At 67.4% G+C, this 17,949-nt stretch carries 22 protein-coding genes, 1 tRNA gene, 2 pseudogenes and 1 riboswitch; of the genes and pseudogenes, 9 read left to right on the top strand and 16 right to left on the bottom strand.

Annotated features, from left to right (window positions below; all coding sequences use genetic code 11):
* Positions 1–4 precede the first annotated feature (4 nt).
* Both RHA1_RS23025 and RHA1_RS23030 read right to left on the bottom strand, forming a co-directional pair.
* On the bottom strand, positions 5–1,444 hold the full coding sequence (locus RHA1_RS23025) for a threonine/serine exporter family protein (RefSeq protein ID WP_009477785.1): 1,440 nt from the start codon (positions 1,442–1,444) through the stop codon (positions 5–7).
* 1 nt (position 1,445) lies between these two features.
* Complete coding sequence (locus tag RHA1_RS23030) at positions 1,446–1,823, bottom strand: nuclear transport factor 2 family protein (protein WP_009477786.1); 378 nt, start codon at positions 1,821–1,823, stop codon at positions 1,446–1,448.
* A gap of 72 nt (positions 1,824–1,895) precedes the next feature.
* On the opposite strand from RHA1_RS23030, the gene RHA1_RS23035 reads away from it, so the two are divergent.
* A tRNA-Thr gene (locus tag RHA1_RS23035) sits at positions 1,896–1,970 on the top strand.
* A gap of 143 nt (positions 1,971–2,113) precedes the next feature.
* A complete protein-coding gene (locus RHA1_RS23040; RefSeq protein WP_011597055.1) occupies positions 2,114–2,317 on the top strand; it encodes an RNA polymerase sigma factor in 204 nt (67 codons plus the stop codon).
* Positions 2,318–2,330: 13 nt separating this feature from the next.
* Here RHA1_RS23040 and RHA1_RS23045 read toward each other — a convergent pair whose 3' ends face one another.
* The 4 genes and pseudogenes from RHA1_RS23045 to RHA1_RS23060 form a co-directional block, all read right to left on the bottom strand.
* A complete protein-coding gene (locus RHA1_RS23045) occupies positions 2,331–3,743 on the bottom strand; it encodes a lipase family protein (protein WP_011597056.1) in 1,413 nt (470 codons plus the stop codon).
* 100 nt (positions 3,744–3,843) lie between these two features.
* A complete protein-coding gene (locus RHA1_RS23050; protein ID WP_011597057.1) occupies positions 3,844–4,479 on the bottom strand; it encodes a TetR/AcrR family transcriptional regulator in 636 nt (211 codons plus the stop codon).
* Positions 4,480–4,521: 42 nt separating this feature from the next.
* Positions 4,522–6,305: pseudogene (locus RHA1_RS54000) on the bottom strand (glycoside hydrolase family 15 protein).
* Positions 6,306–6,397: 92 nt separating this feature from the next.
* Positions 6,398–7,285 (bottom strand): sigma-70 family RNA polymerase sigma factor, encoded by an 888-nt coding sequence (locus RHA1_RS23060; RefSeq protein ID WP_041811891.1) that lies wholly within the window; start codon positions 7,283–7,285, stop codon positions 6,398–6,400.
* Positions 7,286–7,390: 105 nt separating this feature from the next.
* Between RHA1_RS23060 and RHA1_RS23065 the strand changes: the two genes are divergently transcribed.
* A complete protein-coding gene (locus tag RHA1_RS23065; RefSeq protein ID WP_011597061.1) occupies positions 7,391–8,155 on the top strand; it encodes an SDR family oxidoreductase in 765 nt (254 codons plus the stop codon).
* Here the strand turns inward: RHA1_RS23065 and RHA1_RS23070 are convergent.
* The 3 genes from RHA1_RS23070 to RHA1_RS50585 are packed head-to-tail and all read right to left on the bottom strand — an operon-like array spanning position 8,140 to position 9,438.
* On the bottom strand, positions 8,140–9,045 hold the full coding sequence (locus RHA1_RS23070; protein ID WP_016883984.1) for a SigB/SigF/SigG family RNA polymerase sigma factor: 906 nt from the start codon (positions 9,043–9,045) through the stop codon (positions 8,140–8,142). The two genes, RHA1_RS23065 and RHA1_RS23070, sit on opposite strands and share 16 nt — an antisense overlap.
* Positions 9,046–9,088: 43 nt before the next feature.
* Complete coding sequence (locus RHA1_RS50580; RefSeq protein ID WP_167540952.1) at positions 9,089–9,235, bottom strand: hypothetical protein; 147 nt, start codon at positions 9,233–9,235, stop codon at positions 9,089–9,091.
* Positions 9,236–9,294: 59 nt separating this feature from the next.
* Positions 9,295–9,438 (bottom strand): hypothetical protein, encoded by a 144-nt coding sequence (locus RHA1_RS50585; protein ID WP_016883983.1) that lies wholly within the window; start codon positions 9,436–9,438, stop codon positions 9,295–9,297.
* Between the two features lie 286 nt (positions 9,439–9,724).
* Here RHA1_RS50585 and RHA1_RS23080 point away from each other — a divergent pair, with 286 nt between their 5' ends.
* A complete protein-coding gene (locus tag RHA1_RS23080) occupies positions 9,725–10,078 on the top strand; it encodes a MerR family transcriptional regulator (protein ID WP_016883982.1) in 354 nt (117 codons plus the stop codon).
* A gap of 15 nt (positions 10,079–10,093) precedes the next feature.
* On the opposite strand, the gene RHA1_RS23085 is transcribed toward RHA1_RS23080, so the two are convergent.
* Complete coding sequence (locus RHA1_RS23085) at positions 10,094–10,477, bottom strand: hypothetical protein (RefSeq protein WP_011597063.1); 384 nt, start codon at positions 10,475–10,477, stop codon at positions 10,094–10,096.
* Between the two features lie 240 nt (positions 10,478–10,717).
* Here RHA1_RS23085 and RHA1_RS23090 point away from each other — a divergent pair, with 240 nt between their 5' ends.
* From RHA1_RS23090 to RHA1_RS23100, 3 genes are all read left to right on the top strand, one after another.
* On the top strand, positions 10,718–11,026 hold the full coding sequence (locus RHA1_RS23090; protein WP_011597064.1) for a MerR family transcriptional regulator: 309 nt from the start codon (positions 10,718–10,720) through the stop codon (positions 11,024–11,026).
* Positions 11,027–11,467: 441 nt separating this feature from the next.
* Complete coding sequence (locus tag RHA1_RS23095) at positions 11,468–11,695, top strand: hypothetical protein (RefSeq protein WP_009477803.1); 228 nt, start codon at positions 11,468–11,470, stop codon at positions 11,693–11,695.
* 47 nt (positions 11,696–11,742) lie between these two features.
* Positions 11,743–12,708 carry a DUF8129 domain-containing protein gene (locus RHA1_RS23100; protein ID WP_011597065.1) on the top strand — a complete coding sequence of 322 codons (966 nt, stop codon included), beginning with the start codon at positions 11,743–11,745 and terminating at the stop codon, positions 12,706–12,708.
* 64 nt (positions 12,709–12,772) lie between these two features.
* On the opposite strand, the gene RHA1_RS53270 is transcribed toward RHA1_RS23100, so the two are convergent.
* The 6 genes and pseudogenes from RHA1_RS53270 to RHA1_RS23125 form a co-directional block, all read right to left on the bottom strand.
* A complete protein-coding gene (locus RHA1_RS53270) occupies positions 12,773–13,147 on the bottom strand; it encodes an alpha/beta fold hydrolase family protein (RefSeq protein ID WP_050787362.1) in 375 nt (124 codons plus the stop codon).
* A 275-nt stretch (positions 13,148–13,422) separates the two neighbouring features.
* Positions 13,423–13,785, bottom strand: a pseudogene (locus RHA1_RS53275) (epoxide hydrolase family protein); the annotation flags it as partial.
* A 99-nt stretch (positions 13,786–13,884) separates the two neighbouring features.
* Positions 13,885–14,235, bottom strand: a complete 351-nt coding sequence (locus RHA1_RS23110) for a hypothetical protein (protein ID WP_011597068.1) — start codon at positions 14,233–14,235, stop codon at positions 13,885–13,887.
* A gap of 49 nt (positions 14,236–14,284) precedes the next feature.
* Positions 14,285–15,112: an LLM class F420-dependent oxidoreductase gene (locus tag RHA1_RS23115; RefSeq protein ID WP_011597069.1), complete on the bottom strand. Its 828-nt coding sequence runs from the start codon at positions 15,110–15,112 to the stop codon at positions 14,285–14,287.
* Positions 15,113–15,153: 41 nt separating this feature from the next.
* On the bottom strand, positions 15,154–15,957 hold the full coding sequence (locus RHA1_RS23120) for a hypothetical protein (RefSeq protein WP_009477808.1): 804 nt from the start codon (positions 15,955–15,957) through the stop codon (positions 15,154–15,156).
* 49 nt (positions 15,958–16,006) lie between these two features.
* On the bottom strand, positions 16,007–16,321 hold the full coding sequence (locus tag RHA1_RS23125) for a DMT family transporter (RefSeq protein ID WP_011597070.1): 315 nt from the start codon (positions 16,319–16,321) through the stop codon (positions 16,007–16,009).
* 10 nt (positions 16,322–16,331) lie between these two features.
* Positions 16,332–16,393, bottom strand: a riboswitch (guanidine-III (ykkC-III) riboswitch).
* A gap of 506 nt (positions 16,394–16,899) precedes the next feature.
* On the opposite strand from RHA1_RS23125, the gene RHA1_RS50590 reads away from it, so the two are divergent.
* Both RHA1_RS50590 and RHA1_RS23140 read left to right on the top strand, forming a co-directional pair.
* Positions 16,900–17,073, top strand: coding sequence for a hypothetical protein (locus RHA1_RS50590; RefSeq protein ID WP_157180193.1), 174 nt, complete (start codon positions 16,900–16,902; stop codon positions 17,071–17,073).
* Between the two features lie 91 nt (positions 17,074–17,164).
* Positions 17,165–17,881 (top strand): response regulator transcription factor, encoded by a 717-nt coding sequence (locus RHA1_RS23140; RefSeq protein ID WP_005561510.1) that lies wholly within the window; start codon positions 17,165–17,167, stop codon positions 17,879–17,881.
* Positions 17,882–17,949 lie beyond the last annotated feature (68 nt).

The following is a 17,949-nucleotide window of genomic DNA, read 5'->3' on the forward strand; positions in this document are numbered from 1 at the left end:
TGCCTCAGGCCGCCTTCTGTGCGTGTGTTTCGACCGCCTTCCGCCGCCTCGTCTTGAAGACGGGGCGGCGGATGTCGTCTGTGCGACGCAGGATGCGCGGCCTCCGCATGGTCCGGGCAATCCATTCGCCTAGCGTGACGCCCGCCGCGAGCGCGCAACCGATACCGAACGCCGCCAGCAGCGAGCTCAGTCCGATCACCACTTCGTTGTTGAGCAGGGCGTACAGACCTCGGTACAGAGACAGACCCGGCAGCAGTGGTGTGATACCCGCCACCACGACGACCAGCGGCGGCGTGAGCGCGCGGCGGGCCATCAGACCACCGGCGAACCCGACCACTGTGGCCGCGAGTGCCGAACCGATGATGGGGCCGATGCCGAACTGGTGCGCCACCATGTAGACCAGGGCGCCGGCCGCACCGCCGAACCACGCGGCCGTGAGCGCGCGCTGCTCGGCGTAACAGGCCAGCGCATAGAACATCGACGCGAACGCGCCCGACATCACCAGCACGGGTAGTTGCACGAGTTCCGTGATCTCGACGTTGACGGGTGGCAGCGTCGAACCCAGCACGCCGGTCAGACGCAACGAGATGGCCACACCGGCGATGATGCCACCGGTCATCATGACCACTTCGAAGAATCGCGCCGCCGCCGTGATCGGTGCCCCCGTGATGGCGTCCTGCACCGAACCGACCAGCGACAGCCCGGACAACAGCACCACCACACCGGCCGAAATGATCTGCGAGGGTCTGATGTCGACACCCAGCTGATCCTGGAACGTATAGAGCGTCGCCGCCGGGGTCGCGGCCACCAGACCGCCCGCCACCTGCTGGAAGAAGAACGGCAGGCCGATGCGGTTGAGGACGCGGTTGACCCGGTAGATCACCATCGTCGTCAGGAAGGCGACCGATGCGACCAGCACCCCACCGCCCATCAACACGGAGACCGACGCGGCCATGGACGCCCAGGCGAGCGTCGCGATCCAGCGGTTGTACGGGTGCGGCGCCGTGGTGACCGCGGTCAGGGCCTCGTGTGCCTCGCTGGGGGTGACGGCCTCACGGCGGATCCGCCGCGTGAGCCGGTCCACCGCCGCGAGACGGGTGAAGTCCATCGAGCGGTAGTGCACTATCCGCATCGTGCTCGCCGGCGGGAGGGTTGGCCCCCGGTATGCGGACAGCACGATGGAGTTGTACGTGACATCCACATCGCACTGGGCGAGGCCGTACGTGGCGGCGATGAACTGCACCTGCTCGGCGGTGTCCATCGCACCGGTGCCCGACGCGAGGAGCACTTCACCGACACGCACGGCGAGGTCGAGTACTTCGGCGACCACAGCGTCGTCGGTGAGGTCGATCGGCTGCAGCGGTGTGGGTGCAGCGGTGACCGCATCGACCGTTGCGCGACGGTCGCCTGTGAGACGTTGGAGGGTTTCTGTGAGCTTGGCCATACTACGTGTCGGAGACAAGGTCTTTCTCGGTCAAATCGGTAGCGGAGAGTGCAGACTCGAGTGTCTCGTGGCGGAACGTGGAGATGACCTGATCGTGGACGACACGGAATGCAGAGGCCAGGATACGCGTCTCCTCGGGGTCCGCCCACGTGGCCTGCTGTTCGACCACCAGCACCCCGTCGTAGTAATACATTCGCTGCGGAATCAGCGTGATGCCCGCGGTAGACGCCCATTCCCGCAACGCCGCCAGGCCCTGGGTGGCGCCTTTCGGCCCACCCATCTCGATGTCGTCGCTCGACAGCGACAGCAGAGTGTCGATGTCGCCGGAGTTGAGGGCGTCGTGCCAAGCGAGGACAGTGGCGATCTCCGAGGTACTCATGGCTCCAACGCTATCCAATGTGGGCGGAAGTGGCCGACGTTCCTGCAATGGATATGATGGGCGCGCGTGTCCGCCTCCTTAGCTCAGTGGTAGAGCACTCGCCTTGTAAGCGAGCGGTCGTCAGTTCAATCCTGACAGGAGGCTCCACCGCGGAATTGCCTCCGCACACAGAGGGCCACCTTCCCCCGGGAAGGTGGCCCTCTGTCTTTCCCGCACGCTCACCCCTGGGTGGGCAGTTCGTCACCCTGGGGTCCCTGTCTCCGACCCCGCCGGTCATTGACGATGAGTACATGCAAGTGAATTCGTGCAGGTCGGCGGTACTGGATGCAATGGAAGCGCTGCCCGCCCTCGAAAGGGAGGCACTGGCCCTCGTGTACTACCGGGGAATGTCCTGCGACGAGGTGGCGGACACGATGCAGATCAGCGTCGCCACCGTCCGGGACCGCCTCCACGAGGGGGCGCGCAGACTGCTCGCCGGGGTCGGCGCCGTCTGATCGGACCGCGCCCTCACGTGCCGATCGGCTGACCGAGCAGGCTCGTGATCGTGTCGCCGACGATCGACGACCACACCGGCCACGTCGCCTGGTCGAGGGCCATCGATCCGACGTCGTGGGTGCTGCATCCGGTCTCGGCCGGGACCCCGGCGAACCGGTCCCGCAGCCACATCAGGGCGCTCGCCGCCGCGACCGGTTCGAGGGACAGGTGCTCGCTGGCGTGGTCGCGGGTGTAGGTCACCCGGGCGTCCGGGTCCTGGCAGTAGGTGTCGACGAGTGTGTCGACGGGCCCGACCGGCACCAGCCAGTCCGGGTTCGCCTGGTACATGAACATCGGGACGTCCGGGACCCGGTGACCCATCTTCGTCCGGTCGAGTACCGACTCGACCACCGGATCGCGCAGCGGGTCACCGCTCGGGCTGTCGAACAGGCCCCGCAGGTTCGCGAACGGCAGGAGCGCCGACTGGTAGCTCACGCAGAGGTTGCTCTTGGCGGTCAGGAGCTGCTTGCCGAGTGGATTCAGATGTGTGTCGAGATACTCCGCGAGCTCGGGATAATCACGGCTCACGCCGAACACGCCGCCCAGCACGATTCCCGCGCCCAGGTTGTTGTCGGCGAGATCGACGAGGGCGCCGAGATCGGCCGGGATGCCGCCTTCGGCCGCACCGACGATGTTCAGGTCCGGTGCGTAGCTCGCGTGGAGTTCGGCGGCGTGACCCGTCGCGATCGCGCCTCCGGAATAGCCCATCAACCCGACCGGAGTCTGCCTGCCTGTCAGGCCCAGTGGGCCGAAGTTCTCCGCCGCCCGGATCCCGTCCAGGGTGATGCGGCCCGCGAGGGGCCCGGCCGCATACGCGGCGTTCGGGCCCTGGTGATCCGGCATCACGACGGCCCATCCCTGGGCGAGGGCGGCCTGCGCCTCGAGGAACTGCAGCGGCGCGACGATCTGACCGGTCAGCGGCGCGGGCACGGACCACTGCTGCAGTGCGTACGAAGCGGCGCAGTACTTGCCGAGGGAGTCTTCCTCCGGCTGGAGCGAGAGCAGATTGCGGACGCCGTCGATCGTGCCCCGCGGCTTGACGACCGTCGCGACCGCCGGGATCGGCTCGTCCCGCGAGTTGGTGGAGCGATACGACAGCTGCCACGCGTCGACGTTCACCGGAAGCACCGACAGGTTCGCCAGGTGCACTTCGCGGGCGGCGATGATTTCGCCCGGCTCGGCCGCCGCGACCACGTCCGCCGGTGGTTCGTAGAACCCCCGGTCGGCCTCGGGCCAGGCGGGGACGGTAGTAGCCGGCTGCACGTCCACCGGCGTTCCGTCGTCGGCGGGAGCCCCGACCGACGGCGCGGCGACGGCGAGCTGTGCGCCCACCACCATCGCTCCCACCAGCAGCATTCGACGTCGTCGTGCTCTCGATCCGATCATGTGGTCCTCCCCGGCCGAAGTGAGACGTCTATGTCTCACTTTGTGAGCAGACCTTAGATGAGGTGTGACGGGTATCGCAATACTCGCGAGTAAGTTCGGTTCAGGTCTGGTCGGTGACCAGCGCGATGAGCATCGTGCTCAGAACGTCCACCAGCACCGACGGGGACGGCCTGGGGGAGGCGGTGCTCCAGTGGTGGGCGAGATCGTTGACCGCCCCGATGAAGGCGATCGACACCATCTCGAACCGCTCGGGCGGGTCGACGATGCCGCCGTCGATCGTGCGGGTGACGGTTTCGAAGAGTTGCGCCCACTGCGTGCGGCGCTCGAGGCGGTACTGCTCGACCCGCGGGCCCGCCCCGACCACCTCCACGAAGATGATCCTGGCCCGCCGCTCGTCCGTGCCGACCGATTCGATGTAGGCCGTCATGACGGTGCCGGCGACGGTCCGGGGATCCCGCGAGGGCGCCCGGTCGTTCGCGGCGAGCACCGCGTCCCGGGCCTCGTCCTGAATCGTGTCGTAGAGCGCGAGGAGGATGTCCTCGCGGCTGCCGAACTCCTCGTAGAACTGGCGACGCGACAGGCCGGCGTGGGCACAGATGTCGCTGATCGAACTGTGGGCGTACGTCTTCTCCGCGAAGACCGACAGGGCGGAGTCGAGGAACCGCGCCCGGCGGGCTACGCGACGTTCCGCAACCGGTTGGCCGCTGTACGTCCGATTCGACTCTGCTCGGGACACGATCTCAGCCTACGGTGACGGGACGTGGGGGCCCGCCTGGGCTCACATCAGTTCCCGCATCCGCTCGTGCAGGATGATGCGCCCCGCGGCCTCGATCAGCGCGAGGTGGGAGAACGCCTGCGGGAAATTGCCGAGATGACGGCCGGCGCTCGTGTCGAACTCTTCGGCGTACAGCCCCAGGGGCGAGGACACGCTGAGCAACCGCTCCATCAAATCGGTTGCCTCCTGTACCTGTTCGACCACGGTCAGTGCCGACACCAGCCAGAACGAGCAGATCAGGAAGCTGCCCTCCTTCCCCGACAGTCCGTCGTCGGTTTCGCCGGTGCGGTAGCGCAGGACGAATCCGTCTTCGGTGAGATCGGTTGCGATGGCGTCGACCGTGGCACGCAGGAGCTGGTCCCCGCGGGGAAGGAATCCGAACACCGCGGCGAGCAGGGTCGACGCGTCCAGCGCCTCGGTGTCGTAGTGCTGGCGCAGCACCCCGTTCCTCACCCCGTGCTCGCGGATGTCGGCACGGATCTCTTCGGCTGTGGCACACCAGGTTTCCTCGGCCGGGCGATCGCCGCGGATGCCCGCGATCTTCGACGCCCGGTCGAGTGCCACCCAGCGCATCAGCTTCGACGACACTAGTGCTGCGGTGCGCCGCGAGCCTCCCAGATCCCCTGATCGGGGTTGCGCCACACCGCCGCCGCGCACGTCGCCTGCTGCTGCACGAGCGGCCACAGCCGGCGGGGGAGGCGCTTGCTACGCACCGTGTGCAACAGGATCGAGTCGAGGACGGCGCCGAACACGTCGTTCTGCCGCTGGTCGAACGCGCCGTTGCCGATGCGCACCGGTCGCGCGCCCGCGTAGCCGGACAGGTCGTCGCGGGTCGACTCCGTCAGGTCGCGGGTGCCGTCGATTCCGTACATGATCTGCAGTGCGCCATCGCCGTTCGACTCGAGATCGGCGATGAACTGCATGAACTTGTCGGCCTCCCAGTCCAGGTTCAGATAGTGCAGGGCCTGCAGAGTGAACGTGGAGTCACGCATCCACGTGTACCGGTAGTCCCAATTGCGCTCGCCGCCGGGAGTTTCCGGCAGGGATGTGGTGAGTGCCGCGACGGTGGCGCCGGTCGGCATGTACGTGAGTCCCTTGATGGTGAGGGCGGATCGCTGGATCGCCTCCCGCCACCGGTGGTCGGGGAACTGCAGTAGAGGGTTTCACCCTTCTCCAGCACGTGGCGGGCGCGGACCCGCCCACCCTCGATGCCGAGCGCCATGTCCGTCCGCAGGCGCAGGGTCCGACCCGCGCCGCTCGCGTCGGCGGTGTGCCGATCGCCGCCCACCAGAACCCACTCCGCCGGTGTGCGCCCGTAGTCGAACACGGGCTCGCACACCAACTCCACCTCCACCCTGCCGTCGAGGCAGGTGACCGTGCGGACCAGCATGTGATCGGCATCTTCGTCTGCGGGTGGCCGTGTGTGGGGAGTGACGGTGTCCTCGCCGCGGCTCGGACCCATCGTCAACACACTGCGCACGGTCACCCAGCCGGTCGGCGTGTTCCACACCGCCGAGATAGTGTTGCTTCCCGGCTCGTACTGCCGGGACGCCGGAACGTTGAGCCCGAACGGGCCGATCCGGAACATCCCCGCCCCGCGGTCGAGGAGGGATCCGAACACGCTGGTGAGTCGAACCGGGGCACGCACAGCCAGTCGACGGAACCGTCCGGCGCGATCAGCGCCCCGGTGTGGCAGTTCGAGAGGAACGCGTATTCGGCGATCGGCGGGAACGGGGACGGCGCGGCCGCGCTCTGGGGTGGGCATCGTCGTCCGAGGCAGTAGCCACGTCCGCGCCCCTCTCCCGGCAGTGTCGACAACCTCCATGCTGCGGGTCGGGGTCCGCAGGGTCATCACCCTGTACGGGTGACCGGCGTCCCGTCAGTCATCGAGCACCGCGAGATCGAGTCGACGGACGCGATCAGGTTCTGCGATGACGTCGATCTCGGTGATCCTGCCGTCCGCGATCGTGAACGCCAGCACCAGGTGCAGCCGACCGTGGAGAGCCATCACGAGCCCGGCCGCCCCGTTCACCAGGGCGACCTGCGTGGACCGGGCCCGTTCCGAGGAGGCGAGCGCGCCCCTGGCCACGACCCGGGCACCCCGGATAAGGAGAGGTGCCGGGGTGGGTCCGACCGCCGGATCCGCCCGGAGCACCACGTCCGGATCGAGCAGGGCGACCAGAGCGTCGAAGTCGCCGCCGCGGGTCGCGGCCAGATAGGCATCGACGACACGGCGCTGGCGGTCCAGATCCGCCGTGTCCGGCGCCGGGGAGGCCCCTTTCACCCGTCGGCGGGCGCGGCTGGCGAGTTGCCGCACCGCCGGGGAGGAGCGGCCCACGACGGGGGCGACGTCGTCGAAGGGCACGTCGAACATGTCGTGCAGAACGAACGCGAGCCGCTCGGTCGGCGTCAGCGTGTCGAGCACCACGAGCAGGGCCAGGCCGACCGAGTCCGCCAGCATCGCTTCGTGTTCGGGGTCGCCACCGTCCCCGTGACCGACGACCGGATCGTGTGCCTGCACGTCGAGAGGTTCCTCGCGCCGCTGCTCGCGTGAGCGGAGCACGTTCAGGCACACCCGCGACACCACCGTGATCAGCCACGCCTCGAGATTGTCCACGTCATCGGTGTCGGCGCGGCTCATGCGCAGCCACGCCTCCTGGACGGCGTCGTCGGCCTCGCTCACCGAGCCGAGCATCCGGTACGCGACGGCCCGCAGCCGGAGCCGGTGTTCCTCGAAACGCTCCGTCAGCCGATCGCGGTCGTCCACCGTGTCACATTCCTTCCTCGCCGCGTGTCTTAGCAGTAGATCCACCGAACACCAGCTGTCGGGACCGGGAAACCGAGTCCCGCACCCAACGAATCTGGAGAGATCATGACATCACCCATTCTGATCACCGGCGGCACGGGCACGCTCGGACGTCAGGTCGTCCCACTGCTGCGGGCGGCGGGACGGGACGTGCGCGTTCTCAGCCGGCACGGCCGCGAGCCGGGCGACGGCGTCGAGTATCTGGCCGGTGACCTGTTCGAGGGCAAGGGAATAGAGGCCGCACTGGAGGGCGTCGAGACCGTTCTGCACCTGGCGGGCGGACCCAAGGGTGACGAGGTGGCGACGCGGAACCTGGCGGAGGCAGCCTCGCGCGCCGGGGTGCAGCACCTGGTGTACATCTCGGTGATCGGCGCCGACGGCGTTCCGCTCGGCTGGTTCGGATCCAAGCTGGCCGCGGAACGAGCGGTGGCCGACTCGGGTGTGCCGTGGACGACGCTGCGCGCGGCCCAGTTCCACGACCTGGTGCTGACCATGCTGCAGAAGATGGTGAAACTGCCGGTGATTCCGGTCCCGGGCGGACTGCGGTTCCAGCCGGTCGACTCGGGGGAGGTCGCGGCGCGTCTGGTGGAACTGACCCTCGGGGCACCGGCGGGCCTGGTTCCCGACCTGCCCGGGCCGGCCGTGTACGGGATGGCCGAGCTGGTGCGCGGATACCTGCAGGCGACCGGACGGCGTCGGCTGATGATGCCGGTGCGGATGCCAGGGAAGGCCGGCCGCGCGTACCGGGAGGGCGCGAACCTGTCACTCGACGTCGCAGCGACGGGCAAGCGGACGTGGGAGGACTTCCTGGCCGCCTACGAGAGCATCTGACCGCCCACCTCGGCGACCTTCCCGCGCAGGTCCGCCAGCGTCTTGGTCAGGAGCCGCGACACCTGCATCTGCGACACACCCACCCGCGCGGCGATCTGCGACTGGGTCATGTTGCCGAAGAAGCGCAGGACCAGCACGGTGCGTTCGAGGTCGGGAAGTGATTCCAGCAGAGGTGCGAGGACCACGTGGTCCTCGACGTGGGCGAGGGCCGGGTCGACGTCGCCGATCGTCTCCGACAGCGGGCGTTCGTTCTCGCCGAGCGGGAAATCGGTGGAGAGGGTGCTATACGCGTCGGCGACCCGGAGCCCCTGCACCACTTCGTCCTTGTCGATCCCGACGGCCTCGGCCAGTTCGCTCGCCGTCGGGGCGCGTCCGAGTGTGGTGGTCAGTTCGGTCGTCGCGTTGGTGAGGGAGAGGTGCAGTTCCTGCATGCTGCGCGGGACGCGCATGGCCCACCCCGTGTCGCGGAAGTGCCTGCGAACTTCGCCGGTGATGGTCGGGACGGCGTAGGACACGAAGTTCGCTCCGCAGCGGGCGTCGAAGCGGTCGACGGCCTTGACGAGACCGAGGCGAGCGACCTGGATCAGGTCGTCGAGCGGTTCTCCGCGACCGTGGAAACGCCGGGCGATGTGTTCGGCGAGCGGCAGGCAACGTTCGATCAGCCGCTGGCGCAACACTTCGCGGCGGGGATCGGAGGCGGCGAGCCGGCCGATGGCCTCGCACTGCGCGGGCACGTCGCGGTATTGGTCGCGCTCGCGGCGCGCGGGCTCGAGCCGTCGGTCGGCTGCTGCGACATCTGCCGCAGGCTTCGAGCGATGCGTCGGCGTCGTCCTCGAGGGGATGCGACGGATTTCGCAGGATGGTGCGATGAGCTGGGTGGACACGTTCATGGCTCTGCCCTTCTCTGACCTGCCGGCATCGGCAATGGCGTCGCTATTCGACGAGTGCGGGGGAGGTGTCGGTGACCTCGTCGGCGAACATCGCCTCGATCCGGGCCTTGATTTCCTCGGTGCTCATCGTTGCTCCGCCTCGCGTGGCAGTAGTGGTGGCGGAAGCGTGGAATGTGGAGCTGGCGGGCATGAGCGCTGTGTCCTGTCGGGTGTGAAGGGTCGGTGTGGAAAAGGTGGCCGGGCAGGCCGTCAGGTCGGCAGCGACGAGAGGAGAGTGAGCGCGCTGAGGGCCAGCGTGGCGATCAGGCCGCCGGCGATCGCTCCGCCGCTGCCTGCGCCGAGAACGAGCACTTCTCCGTCGTGGGGAGCGTTCTGCGGGTTGTGTGTGGTCATCGGTTCTCCTTGGTGCCCATCTCGTGGTGAGAACTTATCTGCGTTCAAGAATATAGATTTGTTCTACAGACATCGCACAGGAAGTTCAAGCGGAATGAGCAAGATTGCTGCTCGAGAGGGCGAGCGCCGGACGGAGAACCGGACGGGTAAGGAATCAGATGAGGCAGGGTGACACTCAGGCCACCCGGGAACTGCGGTGCAGGAGCGCGGAAGCGCGGTCCGCGTAGGGCAGAGCAAACCTGCACCCCCTGCGGCACATTGTGTCTTCCGGACCTTGATAGGATTGATGCGCCCTGAGAAGAAGGGAGATCCGGTGACGTCCTCTCATGTGCCGCTTCGATCGCAGCGGGGTGTGTACGGGATCTCGGTAACGTCGGAGCTGACGGGTATCGGGCCGCAGACGCTGCGCTTGTACGAGCGGCGAGGGTTGATCACACCGACTCGCACGGGCGGTGGAACACGCCGGTACAGCGAGGACGATGTCGCGCGCCTCCAGAAGATCACCGAACTCGTCGCGGCCGGTGTCAATCTGATCGGAATCGGTCAGATTCTTCAGCTCGAAGCCGAGAACGCGATCCTCGCGGCCCGCAACGCCGAGCTGGAGCAGCTCGTGAAGTCCGAGGTCCCTGGTCGGGCCTGAGTCGCGCCTACCGGCTCAGCTGGTGGACTGGTCGTCGGTGGAGTTGAACGCGTCGAACGAGGCGTCGGCCGACTGCCATTTGCCCTCGGCCCGGATATCGGCGAACGCGAGGTCGAACGCGTCGACGAGCCATGCGTGCTCGGCGGCTGCCAGCAGTTCGTCCGAAGCTCCGTCGGTGACTCCCTGGTAGAGGCTCACCCGCCATTCGGATGTGTCGTCGGCGGCGTCGGTCAGTCCGTCGGCAGCGTTGGATGCGAGAAGGTAGCGGTTGTACTCGAAATCGACCCGGATCGCATAGCCCGCACCGGTGTTGACCACATTTGCCGGTCGCTGGGTAGCCGCAGTGAGCGCAGTGAGGGCGTCGCGGTAACGATCTGCGTGTTCCTGAGTGCGGGGCACCGTCTTCTCATCTCTGGCGCAGCGGCCGTGGCACTCGCGGCCACGACACCTCCACGAACCCTGCCCGGGTGGCGTCGGTTCGCGTTCGGTTCGGCTCCGAGATTACGTCACCCTGCCCTGGCCCTCGCCGCAGCCGAGGGTGCATGCTGAGTGGAATATGCAAAATCTATATCCGGTGTTGCAGATTCATTTCGTTCGTTTGTTAACATCGGGTGTTCCTTAAGCAGAAGGGAGCCTGTTGTGACCATCGACGCCTTACCCCGCTCCTGTCGCGGGGTCTACGGAATTGCGGTGACGTCGGAGTTGACGGGCATCGGCCCGCAGACCCTGCGCCTGTACGAGCGTCGCGGATTGCTGACCCCTGCCCGGACCAGCGGCGGCACCCGTAGATACAGCGACGACGATCTGGTCAGGTTGGCGCGCATAGCGCAGCTCATGGAGGACGGAGTGAACGTCCCGGGCATTCAGAGGATCCTCGCGCTCGAATCCGAGAACGCAGATCTGGCGTCCCGGTTGGAGGGGTCGGAAAGCGGCGCATCCGGAGAGTGATCAAGTTGCCGGGTTCGACCGATCGTCGGGTCGATGTCGGTGCCCGCCCCCGGTCTTCTCGAGCACTGGGATCCGCTGTATGTGTCATTTTCGCTGGTCCCGGCGGTTTCGGTGTCGCCATCCCCACGTCGACCGATTCTCTTGCTTGGATGGGTTGAACTTTACTGCTGAGTAGATAAGATGAAATCTATATCAGCCAGAGCAGATAAGTTGAGGATCCGAACGCGCCGCACGCAGACGAGCATGTGACGTTGCGGCAGGGAGAGAACACGCAATGGCCGAACCCGACACTGCCCGTGCAGTCGATGTCGTCAGCGAATTGACGCTGTAAATCGCGAAACCCGGGATCTGCACGAAGGCGCCGACAGCGTCGTCCGGCGAACATTCCCTCGTGTAGTCCCGACTCTGGTCCGCATTCGACTCCAGACGGGAAATCGAACAATGACCCTTGCCCACAATGCAGCCCGCACGAGCACTCCCCGGCACGCGAAGAACCAGCAGGACGAGCCCGACGGTCGTTTCTCGCTCGGGACCGCTCTCGTCGCTGCGCTCGTTGCCGCCGTGCCCGCGATGTCCGTGACCGGATCGGCGGTCCTCGCAGCCGTCACCGCCGCGGCCGTTCTCGCCGGCGTCCTACTCGCGGCGTATCTCATCTCCAGCCTGATCTGACCGCACGCCCGATCCGACTGCACCCCACGAACCGGAAAGGACACATCATGACCGTTACCACCGTCCCCACTCTGATCACCCAGCTGCACGCCGTACTCGATCTGACCAACACCGAGATCCAGGTCGCCGAAACCCGCGTCGCGCAAGCGCGCACCGAGGCCGTGCGCCGAGAACTCACCGAGAACGCCGAGAACGGGCGCCTCCGCGCAGAGGCGATCGAACGCGCCATCCGCGATCTCGGGGGAGTGCCGGAGATCGTCGGTCCGCTGTTCGGCCGGCTGGCGGCGTCGCTGAAGGCGATGGCGGAGCAGGCGCAGCCGTTCGACGAGGCCCTGCTCGGCGACCTCGCCCTCGAACACCAGTTGCTCGACCGGGCGCGGTACGTGAAGGCCCTCGCGACCGCGGCCGGGAAGCAGGACGTCGTCCGGTTGGCCGATCGACTGGTCACCGCGCACGCCGCGACCGTCGACTGGTTGACCACGGTGCTCGCGGAGGAGGCGCTCGGTGGGCCGGCGGCCCTGCGACGCACCCCGTTCCAGGCGGCGACCGGCGCCACGATCCGGCTGATCAACGTCCCCGTCTCGTGGTCCGCGCGTGGCATCGACCGTGCCCTCGACACGGCCCGCACCACCCCGCCGATGCTGAGCGCGTTGCTCGGTCGAGGCGCCCACGCGGGCGACGTCGTCGTGAAGACGCTCGCCGCCTCGCGTGATGCCGCCCTCGAAACGGCGGAGCAGGTCACTCGCAACGAAGGCGCCGACGGAATCGCCGACGCGATCCATTCCGCACGCGCCGCCGGTGGCGTCCTGGAGGCGGACGAACTCCCGATCGCCGACTACGACGACCTCAACGTGTCCCAGGCGGTAGCCGCGGTCAAGGAACTGACCGATCCCTCCGACGTACGCATCGTCGTCGCCTACGAGGAGGCCCACAAGAATCGCCAGGGCGTGGTCTCCGCGGCCCAGACGCGACTGGCCGGAATCGCACAGGAGGTTGCCGGTATCGGCAACTGACGCAACACCGTCGACGAACTCGCCGGCCCCGCCGCCCGGGGCCGGCGGTTTCGTCGTGTCGCGCTCAGCGGAGTCCGGCGAAGAACTCCCGGATGTCCGCGGTCAGGGTCTCGGGCTCTTCGAGTGCGGCGAAGTGACCGCCACGGTCCTCGACGTCGGTCCACCGCGTGATCGCGTGTTCCTGTTCGGCGTAGCGGCGGATGCCGACGTCGTGGGCGAACACGATGACCGCGGTCGGAACCCCGGACGCGGATTTGTCGGCGCCGCACGATGATTCCTGCATGTAGCCGACGTACGCGAACGACGACGCGGTGTCGGTGAGCCAGTACAGCATGACGTTGGTGAGAAGTCGGTCGATGCCGACGACGTCGTGGGGGAGCGCCCCGCGGGGATGCGTCCACTCGCGAAACTTGTCGACGATCCACGCGAGCTGACCCACCGGCGAATCGGCAAGGGCGGCTCCGAGAGTCGCGGGTCTGGTGGACTGGATGGCGATGTAGCCGAACTCCTCGGTCGCGGCGGTCCTGTTCCAGCGGTGACAGGCTCGCTCGCTCCGCCTCGTCCAGCTCGTGGAACGGAACCCCGACGTTGCCGTTGAGATGCACCCCGACCACCGCGTCCGGGGCGATGCGGGCGACCTCGGGGTGAGACGTCCGCACCGATGTCCCCGCCCTGGACCCCGTAGCGCTGGTAGCCGAGCCGGCTCATCAGCTCTGCCCACGCGGTAGCGATACGGGGAGTGTCCCAGCCCGATTCGCGGACCGGTCCGGAGAATCCGCATCCGGGCAGCGACGGCACGACCACATCGAACGCGTCGGCGGGGTCGCCTCCGTGCGCTGTGGGGTCGGTGAGCGGGCCGATCACGTCGAGGAACTCGACGAACGAACCCGGCCAGCCATGGGTGAGGACGAGGGGCAGTGCGTCCGGTTCGGGGGAGCGCACGTGGAGGAAGTGGATGTTCTGCCCGTCGATCTCGGTCACGAACTGCGGGATGGTGTTGAGCGATTTCTTCTGCGCCCGCAAGTCGAACTCGTCGCGCCAGTACGTGACGAGTTCGACCAAGTAGGACGTGGGCACGCCGGTCGCCCAGTCGTCATCCGAAAGGGGTGTGCCGAACCGGGTGCGCGCACGCTACGAAGAATTGAGGACAGTTCCGGTCCTTAATTCCGAAGCTGGTCAGCAGGCCCCGGTCTTGGCGGCGTCGTAGGCCTGGATCATCTGATCCTTGCGCTCCTGCGGGGCGTCCTTCCACTCCGGCGTCTCCGCCGACTGGGTGAAGAGGTCGTCGAGGGCCTTCGTGCGGTCGAACGTCTCGCCGCTCTGCTGGGCGCGAGCCTCCGCGCCGTTCGCGTACTGGAGCAGGCCCTTGCACAGATCCGCGACAGCGGGCAGGTCTGCGGAGGATGCCTCGGTGGCCTCGGTCGTTGCGCTCGCGGGGGACTCGGCCTCGGTGGTGGTCGATTCGGAACTGCACGCCCCGAGCAGGAGGGCGGCAGGGATCAACAGCGCAACGATGGTTCGTGTCATGCGAAATACATACCAGAGGCACGGGTCGGGGGCTGTCGGCCGGTCGGTCCTATGCGCGAAGTGGTAACAGTCCGGCGAGCTGCCGGGCCACCTCGCCCGGCCGCTCACCCAGTTCGCTCACGGCGACATGATCGGCGCCGGCCGCGAGGTGGCTGTGTACCCGCGCGACGATCGCGTCCGCGTCACCCCAGGCGACCAGGTCGTCGACAAGCCGGTCGCTCAGCCCCGAGATGTCGTCGGCGCCGAAACCCATCCGTTCGAAATTCGTGGCATAGCCGCCCACCCCGGACAGGAATCGGAGCGGAACGCGGGCGGTGTCGCGGGCCTGCGCGGCGTCGGTGCCGAGCACCGTCATCAGCGAGACGACCAGCGTGGCGTCCGGGCCGAGGCTGCGCCGCGCCTTGGCTGTGTAGTCGGGGGTGACGAGGAGCGCGACGGCCCCCGCGGCTCTGTCCCGCGCGAGTTCCAGCTTGCGTGGGCCCAGCGCGGCCAGAATCCGTCGCTCCGCCGGCACCGGCGGATCGGACCGGTCGAGCCGGTCGAGATACTCGTTCAACGCCCGGAGCGGCCGGGGGACCTGCGGGCCGCCCAGCCCGACGACGAACCGGTCCGGCGCCGTGGTCTGCAGATCCGCAAAAAGCTGTGCGACAGCGTCCGAGTCGTACACGCCGACCGGGATGATGCCGGTCGCGACGGGGATCGAGTCGGTCGCCCGGACGACGGCCGGGATCCGGTCCAGGCTGTCGATCTGACCGCCCCGCAGCCAGATCGCCGAGTAGCCGAGGGATTCCAGCCGGGCCGCCTCGTCGAGGTACGTCTCGTCCGGTGAGATGTTCAGGGTGATGCCGACGGGTCCGAGGCCTTCGATGCGAGTCATGACCCGACCGTAAAACGTCGAGTTGCGTTCAGGTCAAGGCGTCAGGCGGGCCCGAGCGTGTAGTCGACGCCCGGGCGGTCGCCCTTGCCCTTGAGCCAGCGTCCCGGCAACTTGCCGGCGAGGTCGCCGAGCGGCCCGACCGCGGCGCTGAGAATCCCCACCGTTTCCTGCAGCAGGTCGATGCTGGCGCTCATCCGCTCGAGGTTGGGCGCCAGGGCCGTCAACGTCTCGGACAGCGCCACGATCTGGTCGAGCGGGCCACCCTCGGCGATCAGCCGTTCGAACGCACCGCCCTCCGACAGCAGGGCCTCGAGGATGCCGTTCTCGGCGAGCGCCCGGTCCACGATTCCGCCCGGCGCCGTGAGCCGCTCGACCGCACCGTCCCGCGCGGTCAGCCGTTCGAGAGGTCCCTGCTCGGCGGTGAGACGGTCGAGCAGACCGTCCTTTGCGAGAAGCCGTTCCAGGGTGCCGTCCTCGGCGAGCACCCGGTCGAGCGGGCCGTCCTTGGCGAGCACCCGCTCGAGCGGGCCGCCCGGCTCGAGCAGGCGTTCGAGGGTGCCGCCCTCCGACGTGAGACGGTCGACGGGACCGCCCGGAGCGAGGAGGCGGTCGAGCGGACCACCCGGCTGGAGGGCCTGCCCGAGCGGGCGGTCGTTGGCCGCGAGCGACGACAGCTGGCTGATCACCTGCAACGGGCTGCCCTGGGTTCCCATCCCCGTGACCACACCGGTTCCGGCGACCGCCGTCCGGACGGTCACCAGGCTGGCTTCGGCGATTCCGAGACCGACATCGGCCGCAGCGAGACCGACGCGCACCGGGAGGGTCATCAACGACACCAGGTTCATGGAATTACTGTAACCCGCGACACACAAGCATCGAGTGTCACTGATCCGGTCAGTGCAGGACCTTCAGCCCGACGACGCATCCCACGATGCCCAGGATCAGGAGGATCTTCACCAGCGAGGAGCTCTCGGCGCCGGTCACCATCGCGAACCCGACCGTGAGGGCTGCGCCGATGCCGACCCAGACCGCGTACGACGTTCCGATGGGGAGACTGCGCATCGCGAACGCCAGACCCGCCATGCTGAGAATCAACGCGACACCGAATACGGCACTGGGTCCGAGTTTGGTGAACCCTTCCGATCGGCCGAGCGCGGTGGCCCAGACGGCCTCCAGGATTCCCGACAGCACAAGCACGATCCACGCCATGACAAACCTCCGGGCACCGTCTTGTCGCTGGCCGGGTACGGTGCGCTCGTCCGGATGTCGTGTCGACGATTTCCACGGTACCCAACGGGGCGCTCCGCGCCTGTGAGTGGTGAGCGAGTACACACACTCCTCGAACGCGCACGGGTCGCGAATGCGCCGATTATCTCGCAGATCGGGGTCGTCTCATTTATTGTCGAGCGAAACAGTGAATTCTGTGCATATACCACGGAAGATAACGAGGCACATCATGATGCTCGGACTGCTCGCCGCAATCAACAGCGCTTTCACCCTCGGGCTCGCCAACACGATCGGGACGTTCGGTGGAGTGGTATTCAACCTGAATGTCGTAGCCTGAACTTCCTGCCTGTCAAGACAACTCCGCTCCCGCAACCCCGCTGTCGGATCGACGGCGGGGTTGTCCCGTGTGCGACGACCGGAGGCGCCGGCGCGCGGAGCGCAACTTTCCCATCCTTGCTCATGAACCGAGAATTTCCCCCTTTTTCGGTAAAGAGGAATGGGTGATTTTATTCAGCGAATTTGCTCGCGTGTGTCGCCGCGAATTCTTCCGAGTTGACCTAGTGTTCTCCGCAACGCGCACGGACAGCGCGCAACCACCCCTCCCCGGGGCGACGATGGAGGTCATGATGCTCGGACTGCTCGGGGCACTCAACAGCGGTGTCACACTCGGATTGGCCAACACGATCCTGACGTTCGGCGGAGTAGTACTCAACCTCAACATCGTGGTGAACTGACGACCGGAATCCCACCCGCACAAGCAGGCGGTACCGGCTCACAGCAATCTCCCAGGAAACCTACAGCGACGATCCAGCGTCACAAGTGATGATGGGTTGCGTGAATGAGAAGCCTGTCGAAGCCCGCGTCCTCGTCGTCGACGACGAACCGAACATCCTCGAGTTGCTCTCCGTGAGCCTGCGTTTTCAGGGATTCGAGGTGGCGACGGCGTCGACCGGGGCCGAGGGACTCGACACGGCGCGCACGTTCCGCCCCGACGCCGTGATCCTCGACGTCATGATGCCGGGAATGGACGGGTTCGGCCTGCTCAAGCGGCTGCGCGCCGACGGTGTGGACGCTCCGGTGCTGTTCCTCACCGCGAAGGACGCGGTGGAGGACAAGATCAGCGGCCTCACCCTCGGCGCGGACGACTATGTCACCAAGCCGTTCAGTCTCGAGGAAGTGGTGACCCGGCTCCGCGTCATCCTGCGGCGGGCCGGCAAGGTGTCGGTGGAGGAGCAGTCCGCCCGCATCAAGTTCGCCGACATCGAACTCGACGACGACACGCGGGAGGTCTGGAAGGCGGGCGACCTGGTGTCGCTGTCGCCGACGGAGTTCACGCTGCTGCGGTACTTCATGGTCAACGCCGGCACCGTGCTGAGCAAGCCGCGGATCCTCGACCACGTCTGGAACTACGACTTCGGCGGTGAGGTCGGGGTGGTCGAGTCGTACGTGTCCTACCTTCGCCGGAAGGTCGACACCGGCGAGACGCCGCTGATCCACACCCTCCGCGGAGTCGGCTACGTGATGCGAGAACCGCGGCGATGACCGCGCCCGCGGCTCCGCGGGAGTCGGCCGAGGCGGTCGCCGCTGTCCCGAACGGGCCTGCGCGACGG

This window comes from Rhodococcus jostii RHA1, from assembly GCF_000014565.1.
Classification (GTDB): domain Bacteria; phylum Actinomycetota; class Actinomycetes; order Mycobacteriales; family Mycobacteriaceae; genus Rhodococcus_F; species Rhodococcus_F jostii_A.

Excerpts from the sequence above, each read along its gene's own strand:
- RHA1_RS23110 (WP_011597068.1), bottom strand. The coding sequence starts at position 14,235 with ATGACACGAACCATCGTTGCGCTGTTGATCCCTGCCGCCCTCCTGCTC.
- RHA1_RS23120 (WP_009477808.1), bottom strand. The coding sequence starts at position 15,957 with ATGAACCTGGTGTCGTTGATGACCCTCCCGGTGCGCGTCGGTCTCGCT.
- RHA1_RS23115 (WP_011597069.1), bottom strand. The coding sequence starts at position 15,112 with ATGACTCGCATCGAAGGCCTCGGACCCGTCGGCATCACCCTGAACATC.
- RHA1_RS23095 (WP_009477803.1), top strand. The coding sequence starts at position 11,468 with ATGACCCTTGCCCACAATGCAGCCCGCACGAGCACTCCCCGGCACGCG.
- RHA1_RS50585 (WP_016883983.1), bottom strand. The coding sequence starts at position 9,438 with ATGACCACACACAACCCGCAGAACGCTCCCCACGACGGAGAAGTGCTC.
- RHA1_RS23045 (WP_011597056.1), bottom strand. The coding sequence starts at position 3,743 with ATGATCGGATCGAGAGCACGACGACGTCGAATGCTGCTGGTGGGAGCG.
- RHA1_RS23025 (WP_009477785.1), bottom strand. The coding sequence starts at position 1,444 with ATGGCCAAGCTCACAGAAACCCTCCAACGTCTCACAGGCGACCGTCGC.
- RHA1_RS23040 (WP_011597055.1), top strand. The coding sequence starts at position 2,114 with ATGCAAGTGAATTCGTGCAGGTCGGCGGTACTGGATGCAATGGAAGCG.
- RHA1_RS23140 (WP_005561510.1), top strand. The coding sequence starts at position 17,165 with ATGGGTTGCGTGAATGAGAAGCCTGTCGAAGCCCGCGTCCTCGTCGTC.
- RHA1_RS50580 (WP_167540952.1), bottom strand. The coding sequence starts at position 9,235 with ATGCCCGCCAGCTCCACATTCCACGCTTCCGCCACCACTACTGCCACG.
- RHA1_RS23065 (WP_011597061.1), top strand. The coding sequence starts at position 7,391 with ATGACATCACCCATTCTGATCACCGGCGGCACGGGCACGCTCGGACGT.
- RHA1_RS23125 (WP_011597070.1), bottom strand. The coding sequence starts at position 16,321 with ATGGCGTGGATCGTGCTTGTGCTGTCGGGAATCCTGGAGGCCGTCTGG.
- RHA1_RS23100 (WP_011597065.1), top strand. The coding sequence starts at position 11,743 with ATGACCGTTACCACCGTCCCCACTCTGATCACCCAGCTGCACGCCGTA.
- RHA1_RS23070 (WP_016883984.1), bottom strand. The coding sequence starts at position 9,045 with ATGAACGTGTCCACCCAGCTCATCGCACCATCCTGCGAAATCCGTCGC.
- RHA1_RS23030 (WP_009477786.1), bottom strand. The coding sequence starts at position 1,823 with ATGAGTACCTCGGAGATCGCCACTGTCCTCGCTTGGCACGACGCCCTC.
- RHA1_RS23080 (WP_016883982.1), top strand. The coding sequence starts at position 9,725 with ATGCGCCCTGAGAAGAAGGGAGATCCGGTGACGTCCTCTCATGTGCCG.